General features: G+C 67.6%; 17 protein-coding genes, 2 tRNA genes and 1 pseudogene. 6 read left to right on the forward strand and 14 right to left on the reverse strand.

The window, feature by feature from the left end:
* Positions 1 to 100 precede the first annotated feature (100 nt).
* A tRNA-Ala gene (locus tag ABZW17_RS08540) sits at positions 101 to 173 on the reverse strand.
* A gap of 33 nt (positions 174 to 206) precedes the next feature.
* Positions 207 to 374, reverse strand: a complete 168-nt coding sequence (locus ABZW17_RS08545) for a DLW-39 family protein (protein ID WP_003100602.1) — start codon at positions 372 to 374, stop codon at positions 207 to 209.
* Positions 375 to 655: 281 nt separating this feature from the next.
* Between ABZW17_RS08545 and ABZW17_RS08550 the strand changes: the two genes are divergently transcribed.
* The 6 genes and pseudogenes from ABZW17_RS08550 to ABZW17_RS08575 all read left to right on the forward strand — a co-directional run bounded on the left by ABZW17_RS08550 (position 656) and on the right by ABZW17_RS08575 (position 5,928).
* A complete protein-coding gene (locus ABZW17_RS08550) occupies positions 656 to 1,417 on the forward strand; it encodes a maleylpyruvate isomerase family mycothiol-dependent enzyme (protein WP_354811098.1) in 762 nt (253 codons plus the stop codon).
* A 95-nt stretch (positions 1,418 to 1,512) separates the two neighbouring features.
* Positions 1,513 to 2,292 (forward strand): SDR family oxidoreductase, encoded by a 780-nt coding sequence (locus tag ABZW17_RS08555; RefSeq protein ID WP_354811100.1) that lies wholly within the window; start codon positions 1,513 to 1,515, stop codon positions 2,290 to 2,292.
* A 19-nt stretch (positions 2,293 to 2,311) separates the two neighbouring features.
* Positions 2,312 to 3,157, forward strand: a complete 846-nt coding sequence (locus tag ABZW17_RS08560; protein WP_354811102.1) for a helix-turn-helix transcriptional regulator — start codon at positions 2,312 to 2,314, stop codon at positions 3,155 to 3,157.
* Positions 3,158 to 3,245: 88 nt separating this feature from the next.
* Positions 3,246 to 4,566: pseudogene (locus ABZW17_RS08565) on the forward strand (DUF3631 domain-containing protein); the annotation flags it as partial.
* Positions 4,563 to 4,793, forward strand: coding sequence for a helix-turn-helix domain-containing protein (locus ABZW17_RS08570; RefSeq protein ID WP_354811104.1), 231 nt, complete (start codon positions 4,563 to 4,565; stop codon positions 4,791 to 4,793). The pseudogene ABZW17_RS08565 and the gene ABZW17_RS08570, both read left to right, overlap by 4 nt.
* A complete protein-coding gene (locus tag ABZW17_RS08575; RefSeq protein ID WP_354811106.1) occupies positions 4,777 to 5,928 on the forward strand; it encodes a site-specific integrase in 1,152 nt (383 codons plus the stop codon). The genes ABZW17_RS08570 and ABZW17_RS08575 overlap by 17 nt, the downstream gene beginning before the upstream one ends.
* Positions 5,929 to 6,022: 94 nt before the next feature.
* Here the strand turns inward: ABZW17_RS08575 and ABZW17_RS08580 are convergent, their stop codons facing one another.
* The 12 genes from ABZW17_RS08580 to dnaA all read right to left on the reverse strand — a co-directional run bounded on the left by ABZW17_RS08580 (position 6,023) and on the right by dnaA (position 20,470).
* Positions 6,023 to 7,357 carry a hypothetical protein gene (locus ABZW17_RS08580; RefSeq protein WP_354811108.1) on the reverse strand — a complete coding sequence of 445 codons (1,335 nt, stop codon included), beginning with the start codon at positions 7,355 to 7,357 and terminating at the stop codon, positions 6,023 to 6,025.
* Positions 7,354 to 7,926, reverse strand: coding sequence for a sigma-70 family RNA polymerase sigma factor (locus ABZW17_RS08585; protein ID WP_354811110.1), 573 nt, complete (start codon positions 7,924 to 7,926; stop codon positions 7,354 to 7,356). The genes ABZW17_RS08580 and ABZW17_RS08585 overlap by 4 nt, the downstream gene beginning before the upstream one ends.
* The gene (locus ABZW17_RS08590; RefSeq protein WP_354811112.1) at positions 7,923 to 8,225 is read right to left on the reverse strand and encodes a hypothetical protein; all 303 of its coding nucleotides are present in this window, start codon (positions 8,223 to 8,225) and stop codon (positions 7,923 to 7,925) included. Before ABZW17_RS08590 ends, ABZW17_RS08585 begins: the two co-directional genes overlap by 4 nt.
* Before the next feature lie 247 nt (positions 8,226 to 8,472).
* Positions 8,473 to 8,546, reverse strand: a tRNA-Ile gene (locus ABZW17_RS08595).
* A gap of 49 nt (positions 8,547 to 8,595) precedes the next feature.
* The gene (locus tag ABZW17_RS08600; protein WP_354811114.1) at positions 8,596 to 9,234 is read right to left on the reverse strand and encodes a DUF3566 domain-containing protein; all 639 of its coding nucleotides are present in this window, start codon (positions 9,232 to 9,234) and stop codon (positions 8,596 to 8,598) included.
* Between the two features lie 32 nt (positions 9,235 to 9,266).
* Positions 9,267 to 11,813, reverse strand: a complete 2,547-nt coding sequence (gene gyrA / locus ABZW17_RS08605; RefSeq protein WP_354811116.1) for a DNA gyrase subunit A — start codon at positions 11,811 to 11,813, stop codon at positions 9,267 to 9,269.
* A gap of 52 nt (positions 11,814 to 11,865) precedes the next feature.
* Complete coding sequence (gene gyrB / locus ABZW17_RS08610; RefSeq protein WP_354811118.1) at positions 11,866 to 13,833, reverse strand: DNA topoisomerase (ATP-hydrolyzing) subunit B; 1,968 nt, start codon at positions 13,831 to 13,833, stop codon at positions 11,866 to 11,868.
* Between the two features lie 197 nt (positions 13,834 to 14,030).
* Complete coding sequence (locus ABZW17_RS08615) at positions 14,031 to 14,534, reverse strand: DciA family protein (RefSeq protein ID WP_354811120.1); 504 nt, start codon at positions 14,532 to 14,534, stop codon at positions 14,031 to 14,033.
* 244 nt (positions 14,535 to 14,778) lie between these two features.
* A complete protein-coding gene (gene recF, locus ABZW17_RS08620; protein WP_354811122.1) occupies positions 14,779 to 15,933 on the reverse strand; it encodes a DNA replication/repair protein RecF in 1,155 nt (384 codons plus the stop codon).
* A gap of 10 nt (positions 15,934 to 15,943) precedes the next feature.
* Positions 15,944 to 16,834 carry a phosphogluconate dehydrogenase (NAD(+)-dependent, decarboxylating) gene (gnd, locus tag ABZW17_RS08625; RefSeq protein ID WP_354811124.1) on the reverse strand — a complete coding sequence of 297 codons (891 nt, stop codon included), beginning with the start codon at positions 16,832 to 16,834 and terminating at the stop codon, positions 15,944 to 15,946.
* A 33-nt stretch (positions 16,835 to 16,867) separates the two neighbouring features.
* Entirely contained in the window at positions 16,868 to 18,001 is a 1,134-nt protein-coding gene (gene dnaN, locus ABZW17_RS08630; protein WP_354811126.1) for a DNA polymerase III subunit beta, read from the reverse strand.
* Between the two features lie 849 nt (positions 18,002 to 18,850).
* The gene (gene dnaA, locus ABZW17_RS08635) at positions 18,851 to 20,470 is read right to left on the reverse strand and encodes a chromosomal replication initiator protein DnaA (protein WP_354811128.1); all 1,620 of its coding nucleotides are present in this window, start codon (positions 20,468 to 20,470) and stop codon (positions 18,851 to 18,853) included.
* Between the last annotated feature and the right edge of the window lie 424 nt (positions 20,471 to 20,894).

The following is a 20,894-nucleotide window of genomic DNA, read 5'->3' on the forward strand; positions in this document are numbered from 1 at the left end:
GAACGACCTTCGCGGCACGGCCTGACACGGCCCTGATCCGAACCTGACACGACCCCTGACGCGGCGAAGGCCAGGTCAGCGACCTGGCCTTCGTGGGTTGTGGAGCTGAGGGGAATCGAACCCCTGACCCCCGCCTTGCAAAGGCGGTGCTCTACCAATTGAGCTACAGCCCCGGACGCGGGCGGTGTTCGCCGCCCGCGGGGAGGTCAGTTGTGGGAAGCGCCCGCCGGCTTGGCGGGGGTGGTGCCGTTGGTGGAGGGGACCGGAGCGGTCGCCTCGCGCCAGAGGTCGGCTTCGGCCTTGGCCGCCTTGTTGCGCTTGACGACGAACAGGACGCCGCCCGCGATGACCGCGAGTGCCAGCAGCTTCTTCACCGAAGCCCCCTTCTCAGCTTGCTTCCCTTACCCCGCGATGTTACTGCACCGCGCCGGAGCGGGTGGCACGTGGTTCCACGTGGAACCACTGGTAACGCACGTCACACCCCAGGAAATACCGCACCGGGTGACCACGTTGTACTGACCGGTCGGGACGCCGGCCGTGACTGCTCAGCCCTGCCGGTCCTTCTCTTCCCGGCAGGGCTGACCTGTTCCTGTCGATCCGGCCTGTCGTCGTTCGACGCATGGGGGAAAGCACCCGGCGAGATCGAGGACGAACCATGCTGAACGCAGAGACCACCCGGCACGCGATCGTCGAGCACACCCGGCGCCTGGCGGCATCCGCCACGGCTGCCGGCCCCGGCGCGGCGGTGCCGACGGCCCCGGCGTGGACGGTCGCCGACCTGGTCCGGCACGTGGGCCAGACCCAGCACTGGGTCGCGGAGATCATCGAGCGGCGCATCACCGACCCCACCCGGCTGCCCACGGAGCTGGCCACCCTCCCCGCCGGCCCCGGCGAGTGGCCGGCGTGGCTGGCGGAGTCCGCACAGCGCGTCGCGGACGCGTGCACGGACCTCGACGCCCCGGTGTTCAACGCGTCCGGTGACGAGCGCTCCGGAGTCCGGTTCTGGCTGTCGAGCATGCTCAACGAGGCGGTCATCCACGGCTTCGACGCAGCCACCGCAGCCGCACGGCCGGCCGACATCGACGCCGACGTCGCGGCGGCGCTGATCACCAACCACCTCACGATGCTGACCTCACCGACGTGGGCCTTGCAGCGCCCGGCGTCCGCCGAAGCCCTCCGCGGCACCGGCCAAACCCTGCTGTGGCGAGCCGCCGACACGACGGACGCGTGGCTCATCGAGCGGCACCCCGAGGGAGCAACGTGGCGGCACGAGACCGGTCCGGCGGACGTGACGGTGACCGGCCCGGCCGAGTCCCTGCTGCTGACGTTGACCCGCCGGATCCCCCTGACCGGCGCCGACGGCGACGTCGAGCTGGCCCAGCACTGGCTCGACAACACCGCCCACGCCAGCAACTGAGGGAGGCCCTCGCAGTACCTGGTTCACCGCGGTCTCCCAGGCGTTCGGAAAGCCGGTCAATCTGTTCGAGCAATTCCCTCGGCAGAAGGAAAACCATGGCGCTTCACGCAGACCTGTTCGACCTGAGCGGCAAGTACGCACTCGTCACCGGCGGCACCAGGGGCATCGGCGTGATGATCGCGCGCGGCCTGCTGCAGGCGGGCGCCCGCGTGATCATCAGCTCACGCAAGGCGGACGCGTGCGCGCAGGCACAGCGTTCGTTGTCCGAATTCGGCGACGTCCGGGCAATTCCCGCGGACCTGTCCCGGCACGACGAGTGCCGGCGCCTCGCCGACCTTGTCGGAGACAGCCTGGACATCCTCGTCAACAACGCGGGCACGATGTGGCGCGAGCCGCTGGAGACGTTCCCGGCCGAGGCGTGGGACACCGTGCTCGACCTCAACGTCAAGGCGCCGTTTTGGCTGGTGCAGGCGCTGCTGCCGGCCCTTCGCAAGGCGGCCACCGCCGACGATCCCGCGCGGATCATCAACATCGGCAGTATTGCAGCGATCCACGTCGCCGACTCGCCGAACTATTCGTACGCCAGCAGCAAAGCGGCCCTCCACCAGCTCACGAGGGTGCTCGCCAGGGAGCTGGGCCCCCAGCACGTCACGGTGAACGCGGTGGCCCCCGGCCCGTTCCCGTCACAGATGATGGCGTCCACACTCGAAGTGATGGGCGAGGCGATAGCGGCAAAGGCCCCCCTACGCCGCCTCGGCCGCGACGACGACATGGCCGGGGTCGCAGTGTTCCTCGCGGGCCGAGCCGGCGCTTACGTCACGGGCACGGTCATCCCGGTGGACGGCGGCATCGCCACGACCGCATCGGGCACCTAGCAGGAACTACGGTGACGAGGTGGCCATCGATTTGCGAACCGAGATCAAGGAATTCCTGAGCTCCCGCCGCGCGCGGATCACCCCCTCGCAGGCCGGTCTGCCTGTCTACGGCAGGAATCGCCGGGTCAAGGGCCTGCGTCGTGAAGAGGTGGCGCTGCTGGCCGGGGTATCGGTCGATTACTACGTACGGATGGAGCGCGGCAGCCTCGCGGGGGCGTCGGACGCGGTGCTTCTCTCGTTGGCCACTGCATTGCAGCTGGACGAGGCCGAGCGCGACCACTTGTTCCACCTGGCTCGGCAGACACCCACCGGTGCACGCGCCGTGACGGTGCGTCCGGCGCTTCAGCAGGTGCTCGACGCGATGACCGAAGCACCGGCGTGGATTTGCAACGGCCGTTACGACGTCCTGGCTGCGAACCACCTCGCCCGCGCCCTGTATTCACCGGTGTTGGCCGACCCTCGACGCCCGGCGAACACCGCGCGGTTCGTGTACTTGAATCCCGAAGCGGCAGAGATCTTTTTCGTCGACTACGACCGAATCGCCGCGGATGTGGCGGCGAAGCTGCGCATGGAAGCCGGGCGCAATCCGCATGACGAGAAGCTGATCGCTCTGGTCGGCGAGTTGTCGACTCGCAGCGAGTTGTTCCGGCAGCGGTGGGCATCTCAGGACGTCCGGCTCCACCGATCCGGGCGCAAGCGGTTGCACCACCCGGTAGTGGGCCGGCTGGACCTGGATGTGGAGTCGCTGCCCGCCGAGCCCGGCTTGCTCCTGAACGTCTACACAGCCCCCGCCGGCACAGCGGCGGCGGATGGCTTGGCGCTGTTGGCTTCGTGGGCGGCCAGCCAGGAGAACGTGGTGCGGTGAGCACTGGTCACGGAAGCCCGGCTCGCGAGCCGGGCTTTTTCGTGCGAGTGGGCCTCCCTGGTCTGAACCTGGGACACCGGTACCGAACTGCCAGCAGTGCGGCCGCCCGCCCGGCGACTCGCTGACCGGCAGCTTTTAGTCGGAGAACTGCCAGCCCGTCTGGCGCGCCTGCCACATCGCGGCCACGCGGCCGAAGACGGCGGCGCCCAGCCGAGTGAGGCGCTGCTGGAGACTGCGCCGGTCGTCCCGCTCGCATGGTTCGGGCCTACCTCGGCTGGCGCCTTCGCGGAGCAGGGTCATGAGGTCTTGGACGCGGTCGTGACGTTCGTCCTCTGGTTCGCCAGCACCCACGTCGCCGAACGTCTGTACGTCACGCCGAGGCTGATCCTCGACTCGGCGGAGCCGGGGAGTGGGAAGACGCGGTCTTCAACTCGAAGACGGGCGGGAACAACGAGGAGCTACGGGCGCTGCTGAACGCGGGCTACAAGCGGTCGGCGACCGTGACGCGGTGCGTTGGCGACGCCAAGAGCATGAACGTGACCCCGTTCCCGGTCTACGCGCCGGTCGCGCTCGCCGGGATCGCCGGCGGCATGCCGGACACCATCACCACCCGAGCGATCACCGTGCACATGCGCAAGCGCCGGTTCGACGAAGTGGTCGAGGAGTTCATCGAAGAAGACGTCGAGCGGGAATCGGCGCCGGTGCGCGCCGAGCTGGCGGAGTGGGTTGGTCGTGTCGGTGACGAGGTGAGCCGCGCACGACCGCACCGGCCGGACGGCGTCCGCGACCGAGCAGCCGAGATCTGGCGTCCGCTGCTGGCCATTGCGGACGCGGCCGGCGGGCACTGGCCGGAGACGGCACGGCGGGCGTGCCGTCACTTCGTGCTCGAAGCCACGGCGCAACCGGCGTCGATCGGCGTGCGCCTGCTGGCGGACGTCCGGCAGATCTTCGCCGCAGAGAACACCGACCGCATGGTCACCGCCGAGCTGATCCGCGAACTACACGCCATCGAAGACGGGCCGTAGACTGACGTCCAGGGCAAGCCGCTCGACAGCCGCCGCCTGGCGAAGGAACTCGACCGGTACCTGGTCCGGCCGAAGGACCTCAAGGTCAGCGGCAAGACGCTCAAGGGCTACCGCATCGACGGCGACGGCGGCCTGGCCGACGCCTGGAGCCGCTACCTCCCACCGCCCGAAACGGGCGCGACCTCCGCGACCAGCGCGACCCCGCAGGTCGACAGCACATCGAGGGTCGCGGAGCCGCCCGGCTCGGCCGCGACCTCCGCAACCCGGGTCGCGGACGGTCGCGGCACCCAACAGCCGCTCGCACCCGCGCTGACCAGCCCGGTCGCGGAGGTCGCGGACGTCGCGCCCACCAAGCCCGACCACGACACCGAGGGGGACCGATGAACACCGCACCCATGCCTGCCGCCGTGCCCGAACGGCACCTCTACCGGATCACCGAAGCCATGCGCCTGCTCTCTATGAGCCGCTCGGTCATCTACGAACAGCTCCGCTCCGGTCGCCTGCGCTCGGTCAAGCAGGGACGCGCACGGCTCGTGCCGGCCGTCGCCATTCAGGAATACGTCGAGCTGTTGATGAGGGAAGCGGAGGTCAGCTATGACGAAACGGCGTAGCCGCGGAGACGGCGGCCTTCGCTGGTCGGAGAGCCGTCAGCGCTGGATCGCGGAAATCACGGTGGGTTACACGCCGGCCGGAAAGCGAAAGGTCCGGTCCGCGTACGGCAAGACGAAGACCGAGGCGAAGGACAAGCTCAAGGAGATGCTCCGCGAGCACGACGACGGACTTCCGCCAGAAGACCGGTCGTTCACGGTGGCTCAAGCGGTGCGTGACTTCCTCGCGCACGGTCTGCCCAGGCGGTCGGCCTCGACCGTGGAGAAGCTGACGATCCTCGCCGACAAGCACATCGTGCCGCTGATCGGGCGCCGCAACGCAAGGGAGCTGATCGCCGACGAGGTCGACACGTGGCTTGCCGGCCGGGCGACGGTGGTGTCAACGCGGACGCTGCAAGAGCTGCTGTCGCTGCTCAGGCGGTCGCTAGCCAGGGCGCAGAAGCGGGAGAAGATCAAGCGAAACGTCGCGCTCCTGTGCGAGGTCCCCGAGGGGCGGGCCGGCCGACCGTCGAAGTCGCTGACCTTCGAACAGGCCGAGGCCGTTCTTGCGGCCGCCGAGTTCACCTCGATGCGCGCCTACATCGTGGTGTCGTTGCTGACCGGGGCGCGGACGGAGGAGATGCGGGCGCTCACCTGGTCGCACACCGATCTGACGGGCAAGCCGGACCTTAGCCCGCCAGTTCCTCCGCACGTCAGGGTGTGGAGGTCGGTGCGGGAAGGCGGCGACACGAAAACAGCGAAATCTCGTCGCTCGATCGCGCTTCCGCAACGGTGCGTGGACGCCCTATGGGCGCACCAGAGCAAGCAAGCGCTCGCACGAAAATTGGCCGGAGAGAAATGGGAGGATAACGGCTTGGTGTTCGCATCGGCGGTCGGCCGAGAGCTAGACGCGGCCAATGTCCGACGTGCATTCCGACGAGTTCTCAAGAAGGCCGGCATGAACCCGGCCGAGTGGACACCGCGTGAGCTACGCCACAGCTTCGTGTCGCTGCTCTCCGAGAGCGGAACGACGATTGAGGAGATCTCGCGCCTCATTGGCCACAACGGTTCAACTGTGACCGAAAAGGTTTACCGTCACCAGTTGCGGCCGGTAATTCAACATGGGGCTGAGACCATGGATCGCATCTTCGCCAACTGACCCACTCGTCGTCCGGACCAAAGGCAGGGTCGGCTCTTAACGAAGCCGACCCTGCCTCAAGCGTTCCGATCGTGCTCTCCGCACCTGAAAGTGATCAGCTCGCAGCCGCGAGTTCTGCCCTGGCGGCGGATAGAGCCTCTCGCGTGAGAGGCCCAGGAGTGATCCTTTCACGACACAAGGGAAGGTTGACAAGCTCACTCAATGACCAGTTATTGACAAACTCACCCAACCTGTCCGGCACCACACTAGAGACAGGGCAATCCGACGCAGAAGTCATGATTTCCATATTTCCACCCTGGCCAAAGTTCAACAGAAGCCGCTCTATCCGACGACGCTCCTCCTCGTCAGAGACTCCTGAACCCAAGCTGGCCGCGTACACGGCGAACGGCAAAACTCGACTACTACGACACCTCGTCGACCATTTGACATTAAACTCATGCAGTTGGTCTTTTCGCGTAAATTCAAAGTCCGACGTTAGCAGGCGAGCGAGATTGTTCGCCGCAACTTCACGGGTTTGGTGATGAGAAATCCATGGGCGTAACCTGTCGGAGTTAGGGCTTCCATGAGAGAGGAGCCAAACCAATTCGGGACTTTCAATGCGGCCCACGCCTGCCCCGTGGGGCATGTCAAATGACCGTAGCCCTCGGTACATGAAATTATTCGACAGAAATGGATTCTGACCCCATAGCGATACACGACTGTCGTCAGAAACCTTCAACAGCATCTTTACGCGATCTTCCCCGCGAATGCTCGGCTTCGAATCCGCCAGCATGTCTAGCACATGCATGACTTCGCCTCGCCGACCACGCTCAGCAAAGTCACGCTTGATTAATTCTAAATCGCCGGATTCGCCGGTCAATATTACCGAGATAGCCCGTTTGAGGTAGTCGAAAGTTTGCTGCCTCTCTGGATCAACATTCCAGGCGAGATCCTGCAAGGTCGCTTCGCGGCGACTCGACTCCTGGCGAACCTCCGCAAGCACGCGCTCAGCCTCGGCATGGGCAGCGTCGACGATGCGACGCGCCTCTGCGCGGGCGACGTGAATTACAGATGCAGCCTGACTGAGAGATTCCAGATTCTCGGCTCGCCGAGCGTCGTCTGCCTCGACATCGATGCGGAATTGTGTGTCTTCGGCAGCCTCAGCCATCCCGGCGGTGCCGGTCGCGTCGATCAACGCTTCGGTGTCGGCAAGCAGCTCCACAGCTCCATCAGCTTCATGCCGAGCGGCGACGGCATACCAGCGGGCCGCGGAGCGAAGATCACCCCGAGCCGAGTACTCATCGCCAAGCTGCATGGCGTCCAGGCCGACCGCGACCGACTCGGCCTCGGCCAGCTCCGTGGCGCGCTGTTCTGGGGTCTTTCGGTCGATGGCGGCGTTAATGGCAGCCATGTCGAACGGGGCAGGGGTCGCGGGATCGTAGTCGGTCATCGGGTGTCCTCCTTCGCGGTCTCGATCTGGACAGGAACGTCACTTGCGTTGAGACGAGAGGCGTACTCACGCCCCTTAACCAAGCGGCTTTTCAAGGTGCCTGCGGAGATGGCGAGGATCTTGGCCGCCTCAACTTGCCTGTAGCCGAGGATGTCTACTAACCAGACCGCTTGCCTAAAGTGAAACGGTAAGCGCTTTAGGTCGGCGTCGCCCTCGATCGCCCGGAAGGAGTCTTCCGCTCCGGGGTCGACCACGTCCTCCTCTGCCTCGTCGGCTCCAGCGAGCGCGCGAAACTTCGCCTCGCCGTCCCTGAAGTACTTCATGATCTTCTTGTTCGCGATGCCATGCAAGAAGGCCACATGATTGTCAACCCACCTGAGGCTGTCCTTATCACGCCAGGCCATAGTGAAGGCTGCAGCCACTTCCTGTCGAATGTCGTTAGCGGCATGTACGTCTTGCACCCTTGCGTTGATCATCTTGAACAAGGGTTCCCAGTGCTCGCAGAGGAAGTCCGCGAGCTCGGCTTCACCGCCTTCCTGCGGCTCCGAGGGTAGGTCATTAGGGCTCACTCGCGGTCGTCTCCCGCTTCGCCGCGGAACGCCGCGCCCGACGCCGGGGTAGGTCGAGCGCCCTCGGCATCCTTCGTCCCGGCATCGAAGGTCATCGACCAGTCGCCGTCCTTGACCTGCATTTCCACGCGGCCGCGGTAAGTGCCGGCTCGTTCGGCCAGTTCGATCATCGTTTCACCCAGGCCACGAGCGCGCACCGTGTGCCCGTGACTGTCGACGATGGCCTCAGCCAGCCGAAAGGTCCTTCCACGCGCGGAGGTGTCGATCTGAATAACCTGGGGCTTGTTCTGTTTTGTCAAGAGCCTCTCCTACTTTCTCTGTTAGCGAAGCGCTACTCCAGCGCCTTCGCCTACGTAGTTCCGGTAGGTCCACAAAAAACGTCAATAGTGTGACTCAGATCACATCTACGGCTTCGGCAGCTTCGCGCGTGGCGGCGAGCCGTCGACGATCCTTGAACGGAGCGGCAGGGAGCCTAGTCAGGCAGCTAGTCAGGCAGGCAGCAAAAAGCCCGGCTCACAAGAGATGTGAACCGGGCTTTGACTTGCGTGGGCCTACCAGGACTTGAACCTGGGACCTCTTCGTTATCAGCGAAGCGCTCTAACCGCCTGAGCTATAGGCCCTTGAACGAGGAGAACTTTACAGGACCCCCGAAGGGGCCCTGCAACCGGGTCACTCCCGTTCCGACAGGGTGACCTCCAAGCCTCCCGCCAGGTCCGCCGACACGTTGTAGATGAACGCGCTCACCGTCGCCAGGGCCGACACCAGGACGATGTTGATCGCTCCCAGGATCGCGGCGATGCCGAACACCCGGCCTGCGCTGATCAGGGGTTCCGAGGATGCGTTCGCGCCCTCGCCGCCCACCAGCGATGAGTATGTTCCGTTCAGCTTGTCCCAGACGCCCATGCCGTCGAGGACCGTGTACAGGACTCCGACCGCTACCAGCCAGACGAAGAACATTGCCACGCCCAGGACCAGGGACAGCTTCAACACCGACCACGGGTCGAACCGCTTGACCTGCAGGGATGCTCGGCGGGGGCCGCGGCCTGGGCGGCGCAACGCGCTTGGGCGGGCTCGCTGGGTCGATGCCGGGGGGACCTCGCCGGATCCGGCTGGCGGCGGGGTGTCCGGGGCTCCGAACAGGCGGGGGGCCGCACTGCCCGTCACCACGGCGGGGGCCGGCGGTGCGGCCTCCTCCGTGGCCAGCTTGACCGTCGCTTCGGCGTCGCCTTCCTTGTCTACCCGCTGCCAGGGCGGGCTCGCCGGCGTTCCGTTCGAACCCGCTGCCTCGGGATTCTCGGATGGTGTCACGAAGAGTCAGTCCTTACCCGTGCCGTGGGGCGCTACTGCGCCGTTGTTTCTTCACCCGTTTCCGGTGCTTCCGGAGCCGGAGCGTCGTCGGGAGCTTCACCATTGGCGACGTCCGAGGGCTCGTCCGCGTTGCGTGCGACCGCGAGAAGAGTGGTGCCTTCGCCGAGATTCATCAGCCGGACCCCCTTCGTCTGCCGTCCTGCTTTGCGTACGTCGCCCGCCGGTGTGCGGATCACGCCGCCGCTCGAGGTGATTGCGTAGAGCTCGTCCTCGGCGTCGACGATGAGCGCACCCACCAGCCTGCCACGTTTGCGGTCGTGCTGAATGGTGAGCACGCCCTTGCCGCCGCGGCCCTGGACCGGGTAGTCCTCGATCGCGGTGCGCTTCGAGTAGCCGCCGTCCGTTGCGACCAGCAGGAACTTGCCCTCCTTGACGACGCTGATGCCGAGCAGCTCGTCGCCGTCGTTGAAGCGCATGCCCATCACGCCGGACGTCGGGCGGCCCATCGGCCGCAGGGCCTCGTCGGTTGCGTGGAAGCGGATCGACTGGCCTTCCGCCGACACCAGGAGCAGGTCGTCCTCGGCCGCCGCCAGGACCGCGCCGACCAGCTCGTCGCCCTCGCGCAGGTTGATCGCGATCAGGCCGCCGGAGCGGTTGGAGTCGAAGTCCGTGAGCTTGGTCTTCTTCACCAGGCCGCGCTTGGTCGCGAGCACCAGGTACGGCGCGACCTCGTAGTTCTTGATCTGGATGACCTGGGCGATCTGCTCGTCCGGCTGGAACGCCATCAGGTTCGCCACGTGCTGGCCGCGCGCGTTGCGGCTGGCCTCGGGCAGGTCGTACGCCTTGGTCCGGTAGACGCGGCCCTTGTTCGTGAAGAACAGCATCCAGTCGTGGGTCGAGCAGACGAAGAAGTGCTGGACGATGTCGTCCTGCTTCAGCGTCGCGCCCTGCACGCCCTTGCCGCCGCGCTTCTGCGAGCGGTAGAGATCCGTTTTCGTCCGCTTGGCGTACCCCGTGCGGGTGATCGTGACGACGACGTCCTCGACCGCGATGAGCTCTTCGTCGGTGACGTCGCCGCTGAAGCCGATGATCTTCGTGCGGCGGTCGTCGCCGTACTTCTCGACGATCGCCATCAGCTCGTCGCGGATCAGCGCGCGCTGCCGCTCCGGCTTGTCGAGGATGTCCTTCAGGTCGGCGATCTCGAGCTCGATCTCGGCCAGCTGGTCGATGATCCGCTGGCGCTCCAGGGCGGCCAGGCGGCGCAGCTGCATGTCGAGGATCGCGGTGGCCTGGATCTCGTCGACGTCCAGCAGCTCCATCAGGGCCGGCCGGGCCTCGTCCGCCGAGGGCGACCGCCGGATCAGGGCGATGACCTCGTCGAGCATGTCCAGCGCCTTGACGTACCCACGCAGGATGTGGGCCCGTTCTTCGGCCTTCTTCAGGCGGAACTTGGTCCGCCGGACGATGACCTCGACCTGGTGCTTCACGTAGTGGCGGATGATCTGGTCGAGCCGCAGCGTGCGCGGCACGCCGTCGACCAGGGCCAGCATGTTGACGCCGAAGTTCTGCTGCAGCTGGGTGTGCTTGAACAGGTTGTTCAGCACGACCTTCGCGACCGCGTCCCGCTTGATCGTGATGACGATCCGCATGCCCGAGCGGCTGTTGGACTCGTCGGCGATGTCGGCGATGCCGGTGAGCTTGCCGTCGCGGACCAGGTTCGCGATGTTCTCGACCAGGTTGTCCGGGTTGACCTGGTAGGGCAGCTCGGACACGACCAGGATCGTGCGGCCCTTCGCGTCCTCCTCGACCTCGACGACCGCGCGCATCCGGACCGAGCCGCGGCCGGTGCGGTAGGCGTCCTCGATGCCGGACGTGCCGAGGATCATCGCCTTGGTCGGGAAGTCCGGGCCCTTGATCCGGACCAGCAGCGCCGCCAGCAGCTCGTCGTCGGTCGCCTCGGGGTTCTCCAGCGCCCAGACGACGCCCTCGGACACCTCGCGCAGGTTGTGCGGCGGGATGTTGGTCGCCATCCCGACCGCGATCCCGGAACCACCGTTGACCAGCAGGTTCGGGAACCGCGACGGCAGGACGTCCGGCTCCTGCGTGCGGCCGTCGTAGTTGTCCGAGAAGTCGACGGTGTCTTCTTCGATGTCGGCCAGCATCTGCATGGCCAGCGGCGCGAGCCGGGACTCGGTGTACCGCATGGCGGCCGCGGGGTCGTTGCCCGGCGAACCGAAGTTGCCCTGGCCGTCGATCAGCGGGTACCGCATCGACCACGGCTGGGCGAGCCGCACCAGCGCGTCGTAGATCGCCGAGTCGCCGTGCGGGTGGTAGTTGCCCATGACGTCGCCGACGACGCGCGAGCACTTGTTGTACCCGCGGTCCGGCCGGAAGCCGGAGTCGAACATCGAGTACAGGACCCGCCGGTGCACCGGCTTGAGGCCGTCCCGGACGTCCGGCAGCGCGCGCGACACGATGACGCTCATCGCGTAGTCGATGTAGGAGCGCTGCATCTCCTGCTGGATGTCGACCGGTTCGATCCGGTCGTGGTCCGGAGCCGGCGGCAAGGTTTCCGTCATGAGGTCCTTCTCGGGTGCAGGGGCCTAGCGGGGGCGAAGAACGGGGGGACGCTCAGACGTCCAGGAAGCGCACGTCCTTGGCGTTGCGCGTGATGAACGAGCGCCGGGCCTCGACGTCCTCGCCCATCAGGACCGAGAACAGCTCGTCGGCCTGGGCGGCGTCGTCGAGGGTGACCTGGCCCAGCAGCCGGTTGGCCGGGTCCATCGTGGTCTCCCACAGCTCTTCGGCGTTCATCTCGCCGAGACCCTTGTAGCGCTGGATCGCGTCGTCCTTCGGGAGCCGCTTGCCGGCCTCGACGCCCGCCTGGATGACGGCGTCGCGCTCGCGGTCGGAGTAGGCGTACTCCGGCTCGGCCCGCGGCCACTTGATCTTGTACAGCGGCGGCCGCGACAGGAAGACGTGGCCGTGCTCGATCAGCGGCGTCATGAACCGGAACAGCAGGGTGAGCAGCAGCGTGGTGATGTGCTGGCCGTCGACGTCGGCGTCGGCCATCAGCACGATCTTGTGGTAGCGCAGCTTCGCGAGGTCGAACTCGTCGTGGATACCCGTACCGAGCGCGGTGATCAGCGACTGGACCTCGGTGTTCTTGAGGACGCGGTCGATGCGGGCCTTCTCGACGTTGATGATCTTGCCGCGGATCGGCAGGATCGCCTGGTACATCGAGTCCCGGCCCTCCTTGGCCGAGCCGCCGGCCGAGTCACCCTCGACGATGTAGAGCTCGCACTCCGCCGGGTTGGTCGAGCGGCAGTCCTTGAGCTTGCCGGGCAGGCCGCCGATCTCCAGCGCACCCTTGCGGCGGACCAGGTCACGCGCCTTGCGCGCGGCCATCCGGGCCTGGGCCGAGGAGATCGACTTGTTGATGATCGTCTTGGCCTCGGTCGGGTTGCGCTCGAACCAGTCCGCGAGCCACTCGTTCGACGTCTGCTGCACGAACGTCTTGGCCTCGCTGTTGCCCAGCTTGGTCTTGGTCTGGCCCTCGAACTGCGGCTCGGCCAGCTTGATCGAGACGATCGCGGCGAGCCCCTCGCGCACGTCGTCGCCGGTCAGGTTGGCGTCCTTCTCCTTGAGCAGCTTCTTGTCGCGCGCGTAGGAGTTGACGACGCGGGTCAGCGCGGCGCGGAAGCCCTCTTCGTGGGTGCCGCCCTCGTGGGTGTTGATCGTGTTGGCGAACGTGTAGACCGACGGCGTGAAGCCGGTGTTCCACTGCATCGCGACCTCGACCTCGAGGCCGGTGCCCTTCGCGTCGAAGGAGATCACGCTGGAGTGGATCGGGTCCTTGCTGCCGTTGATGTGCTTGACGAAGTCCTCGAGCCCGCCCGGGTAGCAGTAGGTCTTCTCCTTGACCCGCGCGACCTTGCCCTCGGCGTCGGCTTCGGTGTCCTCGTCGGCGACGCGCTCGTCGCGCAGGGACAGCGTCAGCCCCTTGTTGAGGAACGCCATCTCCTGCAGCCGGCGCGAGATGGTCTCGAAGTTGTACGTCGTGGTCTCGAAGATGTCGCCGTCGGCCCAGAAGGTGATCGTGGTGCCGGTCTCCGAGGCCGGGCCGAGGTCTTCGAGCGGGCCGGGGATCTGGTCGGTGTACTCCTGGCGCCAGCTGCGGCCGCCGTACTTGACCTCGGCGAGCAGCTTCTTCGACAGCGCGTTCACCACCGAGACGCCGACACCGTGCAGGCCGCCGGACACCGCGTAGGAGTCGCTGTCGAACTTGCCGCCCGCGTGCAGCACGGTGAGCACGACCTCGAGGGTCGGCTTCTGCTCCTTGGGGTGCATGTCGACCGGGATGCCGCGGCCGTCGTCGACGACGCGCACCCCGCCGTCGGCGAGGAGGGTAACCTCGACCTTGGTGGCGTACCCCGCCATCGCTTCGTCGACGGAGTTGTCGACGACCTCCTGGACGAGGTGGTGCAGCCCGCGTTCACCGGTGGAACCGATGTACATGCCGGGGCGCTTGCGGACCGCTTCGAGGCCTTCGAGCACCGTGATCGACGACGCGTTGTACTCGCTCTTGTTCTCGGTCACCGGCGTTGTTTCTCCTCGTCTCGCCCGAGCGGACGCTCGCTCTCCTCCAGTGTACTTGGCCGCGTCCGCTGACATGCGGCAAGGACACCCCTGAACGCGTCACAGACGGACGAAATCGGTTCGAGCCGAGTCTTGACGTATCTCGGGAGGTCTGGATGCGTTCTCGGCCCACTCAACCGAGCAACGCGCAACCCGGGTCAGCCGTACGTGTCACGGGGGCCGCGCCCCGGCACGTGACGGGGCCCTTTCCGCCAGCTCGGGGCGGTCGGACCCTGGATCCGCATCCGCTTGACGACGCCGTTTCCGACCCCCGCCGCGATCTTGGCCAGCAGCTTTCCCTGCAGCAACCGGAGCTGGGTGGCCCACGCCGTGGAGCTGGCGCGGACGGTGAGTTCGCCGTCCTTGAGCGCGACCGGCTGCGCGTGTTCGGCGACGTCTTCGCCGACCAGCCGTGCCCACTGCGCGAAGACGCGGGCGCTGGTGACGCTCTCGTTCCAGCCGCGGTCGGTGACCAGCCGGGACACGAGCCGGCCGAGCGGCTGCGGGTCACGCGGGTCCGCGCCCGGTCCCGACCAGCGGCGACGCCGGGGGTTCTGCCCGCCGCCGATCGCGGGGCGGCGCCGGCCGGGCGAGGTGCCCCGCTCCTTGGCCTTCGCCTTCGCGGCCTCGAGCGCGGCGTGCGCGAGATCGCGGCCCGTCATCGCTTGCCCGTTCGGAGCAGTGCCGCCTTCACTCTGCGTGCCCGAAGGCGCGTTCTCGCGTGGGTTACCCCCCTTGAGAGGGACGTCAAGAGGCTGATCCGGCGTTTTGGTCACGCGCGGCGATAACTCGGGCACGGGTTTATCCACACTGTCCACAGGTTTGTCCCCAGATCGGTGGGTAACTGCTGTGTCGGCGATCACACGGGGTGCCCGGTTCGATCTTGCCGGCCCCCGTTCGCGCTGCTCAGCCACCCGAGATCGCACCATCCGCCACCACGAACCGGTGCCCGGACAGCTCCCCGGGCACGTCTTCGTCGACCGCGGCGGTCACCAGCACCTGTTCGGCGCTCGCGGCCACCTCGGCCAGCCGGGCCCGGCGCTTGCGGTCCAGCTCGGCGAACACGTCGTCGAGCAGCAGCACCGGCTCGCCCGCCTCCCCGCGCAGCAGCTCGTAGCTGCCGAGCCGCAGCGCCAGCGCGAACGACCACGACTCGCCGTGGCTCGCGTAGCCCTTGGCCGGCGCCTCGCCCAGGATCAGCTCCAGCTCGTCCCGGTGCGGGCCGACCAGGCTGATCCCGCGCTCGAGTTCGGCCTTCCTGGCCTCGCCGAGCGCCTGCAGTAAGACGTCCTTGAGCACCGCCGGTTGCGCCCGTTCGCCGTCCGGTACGCCGTACGTCTCCGGTAGCGCCGCACCCAGCGACGACCGGTAGGCGATCTTCGCCGGCCGGGAGTCGGGCGCGACACCCATGTACGCCGACGCAGCGTACGGCGCCAGGTCGGCGACGAGGTTCAGGCGCGCCGCGAGCAGCTCCGCGCCCGCCACCGCGAGGTGGTCGTCCCAGACCTCCAGCGTCGAAAGCGCGTACGGGTCTTCGCGGCCCGTACGCCGTTTCCCCGCCGTCTTCAGCAGGGCGTTCCGCTGCTTCAGCACCTTCTCGTAGTCCGCCCGGACACCGGCGTACCGCGGTGCGCGCAGCACCAAGAGCTCGTCGAGGAACCGTCTTCGCTCACCCGGGTCGCCGCGCACGAGCGCCAGGTCCTCCGGGGAGAACAGCACCGTGCGCAGGATGCCGAGCACGTCACGCGGCCGGCCGACCGCACCGCGGTTGACCCGGGCGCGGTTCGCCCGGCCCGCGGTGATCTCCAGCTCGACCGTCAGCTCGCGGTCGTCGTTGACCACCGCGACGCGCACCAGCGCACGCTCGCAGCCGTGCCGGATCAGCGGCGCGTCCGTCGCGACGCGGTGGGAACCCAGCGTCGCGACGTACCCGATCGCCTCCAGCAGGTTGGTCTTGCCGCGGCCGTTCTGGCCGACCAGCACGGTCGGCCCCGGTTCGAGGGCGAGATCGGCCTGCGGCCAGGAGCGGAAGTCGGTGACCTGCAGGTGTCGCAGATACACCAGCTGCTCCTTACCCGCCGACCTTCTTCACGGCGTGCCCGCCGAACTGGTTGCGCAGCGCGGCGACCGCGCGCATCGCGGCCGAGTGCTCCTGCCGCGAAGCGAACCGCGCGAACAGGGCGGCCGAAATGACCGGCGCCGGCACCGCGTTGTTGATCGCCTCTTCCAGCGTCCAACGGCCTTCGCCCGAGTCTTCGACGTAGCCCTCGAGGTCGTCCAGCTCCGGGTCCTCGTCGAGCGCGCGCACGAGCAGGTCGAGCAGCCAGGACCGGACGACCGTGCCGCGCTGCCAGCCCTTGATCACGGCCGGCACGTCCTTGACGACCTTCGCGGCCTCGAGCAGCTCGAAGCCTTCGGCGAAGGCCTGCATCATGCCGTACTCGATGCCGTTGTGGATCATCTTCGCGTAGTGCCCGGCGCCGACGTCGCCCGCGTGCGAGAAGCCTTCCTCGCGCGGGCCTTCCGGACGCAGCGCGTCGAAGATCGGCATCGCCTTCTCGACGTCGGCGGCCGCGCCGCCGACCATCAGGCCGTAGCCGTTCTCCTTGCCCCACACGCCACCGGACACCCCGCAGTCGACGTAGCCGATGCTCTTCGCCGCGAGCAGGTCGGCGTTCAGCTTGTCGTCGGTGTACTTCGAGTTGCCGCCGTCGATCACCATGTCGCCGGCGGAAAGCAGGTTGCCCAGCTCGGTGACGGTCTGCCGGGTCGGCTCGCCGGCCGGGACCATGATCCAGACGATCCGCGGACCGTCCAGTTTGGACACCAGGTCCTCGAGCGACGTCGTGTCGCTGACGTCCGGGTTGCGGTCATAGCCGACCACCTCGTGACCGGCCGCACGCAGCCGCTCACGCATGTTGAAGCCCATCTTGCCCAGGCCGATCAGACCGAGCTGAACCATGAGATCCCCTTACGTGCGAACAAGAAGTGCGGGTCAGCCCGGCAGGCGGACCGGCATCAGGAGGTAGAGGTAACCGGGGACGACGTTGCCCTCGGCGTCGGCGGGCTTGATGAGCGCGGGCCGGTTCGGCGTGGTGAACGTCAGCTCCGCCCGGTCGCTGTGCAGCGCACCCAGGCCGTCGACGAGGTAACCCGGGTTGAACGCGATGGTCACCGGCTCACCTTCGTACTCGACCTGAAGTTCCTCTTCGGCGCTGCCCTCGTCGTCGCCGCCCGCGGACAACCGCAGCGAGTTGTCCCCGAACTCCAGTCGTACCTGAGTCCCCCGCTCGGCCACCAGCGAAACGCGCTTGATGGACTCGGTGAGCGCCGAGACGTCGATCACCGCACGCGAGGTGTGCGACGCCGGCAGCAGCTGCCGGTACGGCGGGAACTCCGCGTCGAGCAGGCGGGTGGTCGTGTAGCGCCCGGAGCCGGACAGGCCGAGCAGGCCCTCACCGCTGGCGAGGGCGAGGCGGATGGTGGCGCCGGACGCGCCGAGCGTCTTGGCCGCTTCGGCGAGGGTGCGCGCCGGGACGAGCACCGCGGCGTCGGCCAGGCCCTCGGCCGGCTGCCAGGTGAACTCGCGCATGGCGAGCCGGAAGCGGTCGGTCGCGACCAGGGTCAGCGAGCTGCCGGAGATCTCGAGCCGCATGCCGGTGAGCATCGGCAGCGTGTCGTCCTTGCCCGCGGCGACGACGACCTGGGTGACGGCCTGGCCGAACGCGTCGCCGGCGAGCTCGCCCGCGAAGGCGGGCTGGGACGGCAGCTGCGGGTAGTCCTCGACCGGCATGGTCGGCAGGGAGAAGCGCGCGCTGCCGCACGTGATGGTGGCGCGGGCGCCGTCGACGGAGATTTCGACCGGCTGCGCGGGCAGCGCCTTGGTGATGTCGGCGAGCAGGCGCCCGGACACGAGCAGGCGGCCGCCGTCGGCGATCGTCGCCGGGACCCCCACGGTGGCGGAGACCTCGTAGTCGAAGCCGGAGACCGTCAGCGCGTCGGTGTCGCCGTCCGAGCCGGCGTCGAGGAGGACACCGCCCAGCACCGGCACGGGCGGCCGGGAGGGGAGGCTTCTGGCCACCCACGCGACGGCGTCGGCGAGCCCGTCACGCTCGACGCGGATCTTCATGCGCGCATCCTTTCGACGGTCGAGCCCACCGCGGGCTCGGGCCAGGCCTCGTTCTCGAAGACGGGGACCGGCGGCCCCCTCCGGCCGGGTCCGCCCTCCGCGTGAGCGGCCGGAGCACGGACCAGGTGCAGGCGTCCACGTTAGGCCGTCGCGGGGGCCGCCGTCACCTCGGCCTCCCCTTGAGTTTGTCGACATGACGACACGATCTCGCGGCTGTCCCCAACTTCGTCCGCCGCCTGTTTTTATCTTTTTCTCTCTTAGAAGAGATCTAAAGGCAGTAGCAGTAGTAGGCGTTGTGGATTGTGTGGATCGAGCTCGTTCGCGCAGGTCGGAGTGCTCGCGGGCGTGTGGGTAACCGTGGTGGTGGACCTGTGGGTAGTTCGGGCGGTCCGTGGATGGTTTCGGGCGACCCCGGATTCATCCACAGTTGGCCCCGGTTGTCCCCACGGTTGTCCCCAGGTGTGGGGCGATTTGTACCCAGGCTCTGGGGGTGCCGGACGGGGTCCGAACCCCTCTTCCGAGTGATCGGCGCCGCCTGTGCACAGCATGTGGGCAACCTGTGGAATCAGCGTGGACAACGGTGTGGACACGTTGTGGATCGCCTGTGGGCGGGGTGTGGACGGTTTCGGCGTCGTCGCTGGTGGGAGATCCGTTGGCACTGTGGGCAATCCGCCCACACCATGGGGAAACTTCCTTGTGTACAAACAATTTTCACGAGTTTGGCGAAGCACGCGTACGCGCCTTCGCTGCTTCGCGGGCGTACGCGTGCTTCAGACGCTCCAAAGACGACTAAGGGGCGTCCACAATGAGCGGACGCCCCGAAGTCGTTGGGAGGTAAGAGAGAACGTGCTACTGGCGCGCGCGCTGCTTGATGCGCGACGTGAGCTCCTGGACCTGGTCGTAGATCCGCCGGCGCTCGGCCATCTCCTTGCGGATCTTCTTGTCCGCGTGCATGACGGTCGTGTGGTCGCGGCCGCCGAACGTCTGCCCGATCTTCGGCAGCGACATGTCGGTCAGCTCGCGGCAGAGGTACATCGCGATCTGGCGGGCCGTGGCGAGCGCCTTCGTCTTGCCGGGGCCGCACAGGTCGTCGAGCGTGACGTCGAAGAACTCGGACGTGACGCCCATGATGGTCGGCGCGGTGATCTCCGGCGCGTGCGAATCCGGGATCAGGTCGCGCAGCACTATCTCGGCGAGCGCGCTGTCGACCGGCTGCTGGTTCAGCGACGCGAACGCGGTGACGCGGATCAGCGCGCCTTCGAGCTCCCGGATGTTCGCCTCGACGCGCGAAGCGATGAATTCGAGGACCTCGCCGGGGACCGCCAGCCTGTCCTGCGCCGCCTTCTTCCGGAGGATCGCGATGCGCGTCTCGAGCTCGGGCGGCTGGATGTCGGTGATCAGGCCCCACTCGAACCGCGTCCGCAGCCGGTCCTCCAGCGTTTCGAGGCGCTTCGGAGGGCGGTCGGAGCTGACGACGATCTGCTTGTTCGCGTTGTGGAGGGTGTTGAAGGTGTGGAAGAACTCTTCCTGCGTACCTTCCTTGCCCTCCAGGAACTGGATGTCGTCGACGAGCAGGATGTCGATGTCGCGGTAGCGCCGTTGGAAGGCGACCTTGCGGTCGTCGCGCAGCGAGTTGATGAAGTCGTTCGTGAACTCTTCGGTCGAGACGTACCGGACGCGCATGCCCGGGAAGAGCCGTTGCGCGTAGTGGCCGACCGCGTGCAGCAGGTGCGTCTTGCCGAGCCCGGACTCGCCCCAGATGAAGAGCGGGTTGTACGCGCGGGCCGGCGCTTCGGCGACGGCGACCGCGGCCGCGTGCGCGAAGCGGTTGGACGCGCCGATGACGAACGTGTCGAAGGTGTACTTCTCGTTCAGCTTCGTCTTCGACGTCTGCGGCTGCGCCGGCGCGGTGTACGGCTGGCCGGCGATCGGCTGGCCGGAGAACGTCGGCCAGATCTCGTGCACGGCGGCGAGCGCCTCGCCCTCTTCGTCGACTTCCTCGTCGGTGTCGCCGTCGTCGTCCGGCTTCGGGGCGACGGCCTGGTGCGGCGGCAGCGGGGGCATCGGCTGCGCGGGTTCGGGCCGCGGGGGCGGCAGCATCGGCGCGCCGTTGCCCGGCATCGGCGGGGCGGCGTCGTGGCTCACGCCGTTTTCCACCCGGCCGGGTGACGGCGCGTAGCGGGGCGCGGGGGCCGGGGCGACCGCTTCGGCGGTGTCGACCTTCACTGCGAGCGAGATGGCCCGGCCGAGCCGCCGGGAGAGCGCGTCGGTGATCGCGCCGCGCAGGCCGCGTTCGATCGCTTCCTTCGCGAAGTCGCTGGGGGCCGCCAGCAGGGCGGTGCCGTCGAGGAGGCCGATGGGCCGGGTCACGCGCATCCAGGCACGCTGCTGGGGGGACAGGGTCCCGTCGGACAGTTCGCGTACCACCTGTTCCCAGATGACACCCAGATTGTGCTGGTGTTCCGACACCTGTCTGGCTCCCCTCCCCTCATCGGCGTGGACGGCCGAACACCCCGCGACCTGCGTGCAGTCGGCACAGCGGATATCCACATAGTTGTCCACAGCTGTGCACTAATGTACGGCGACCTGCGACGCCGCCACCTGCGGGCTCGTCGTACGCCGGTGGGCACTCCACCACCCGGAGAACTGTGCACCGCGACCGGTGACCCGGAAGAGGCACGCTAACAAGCCCCGCCCGCTGCCACAAGGCATCCTCGGCGGCCAGCATTTCACGGTGCACGGGGGGTTGCCATTCGGTGCCGCGGCGTGGAACACCCCGGGTACGACGACCGGTCGCGTACCGTGGCCGAGGGGGTGCTTACCGGCCGCCCGACGGGGGTGCGTACCCTCGTAAGGTCTCCCGTATGCGACGGGTGCGTTTCGCGTGCCCACG

This window comes from Amycolatopsis sp. NPDC004625 (genome assembly GCF_040609695.1).
Classification (GTDB): Bacteria; Actinomycetota; Actinomycetes; order Mycobacteriales; family Pseudonocardiaceae; genus Amycolatopsis.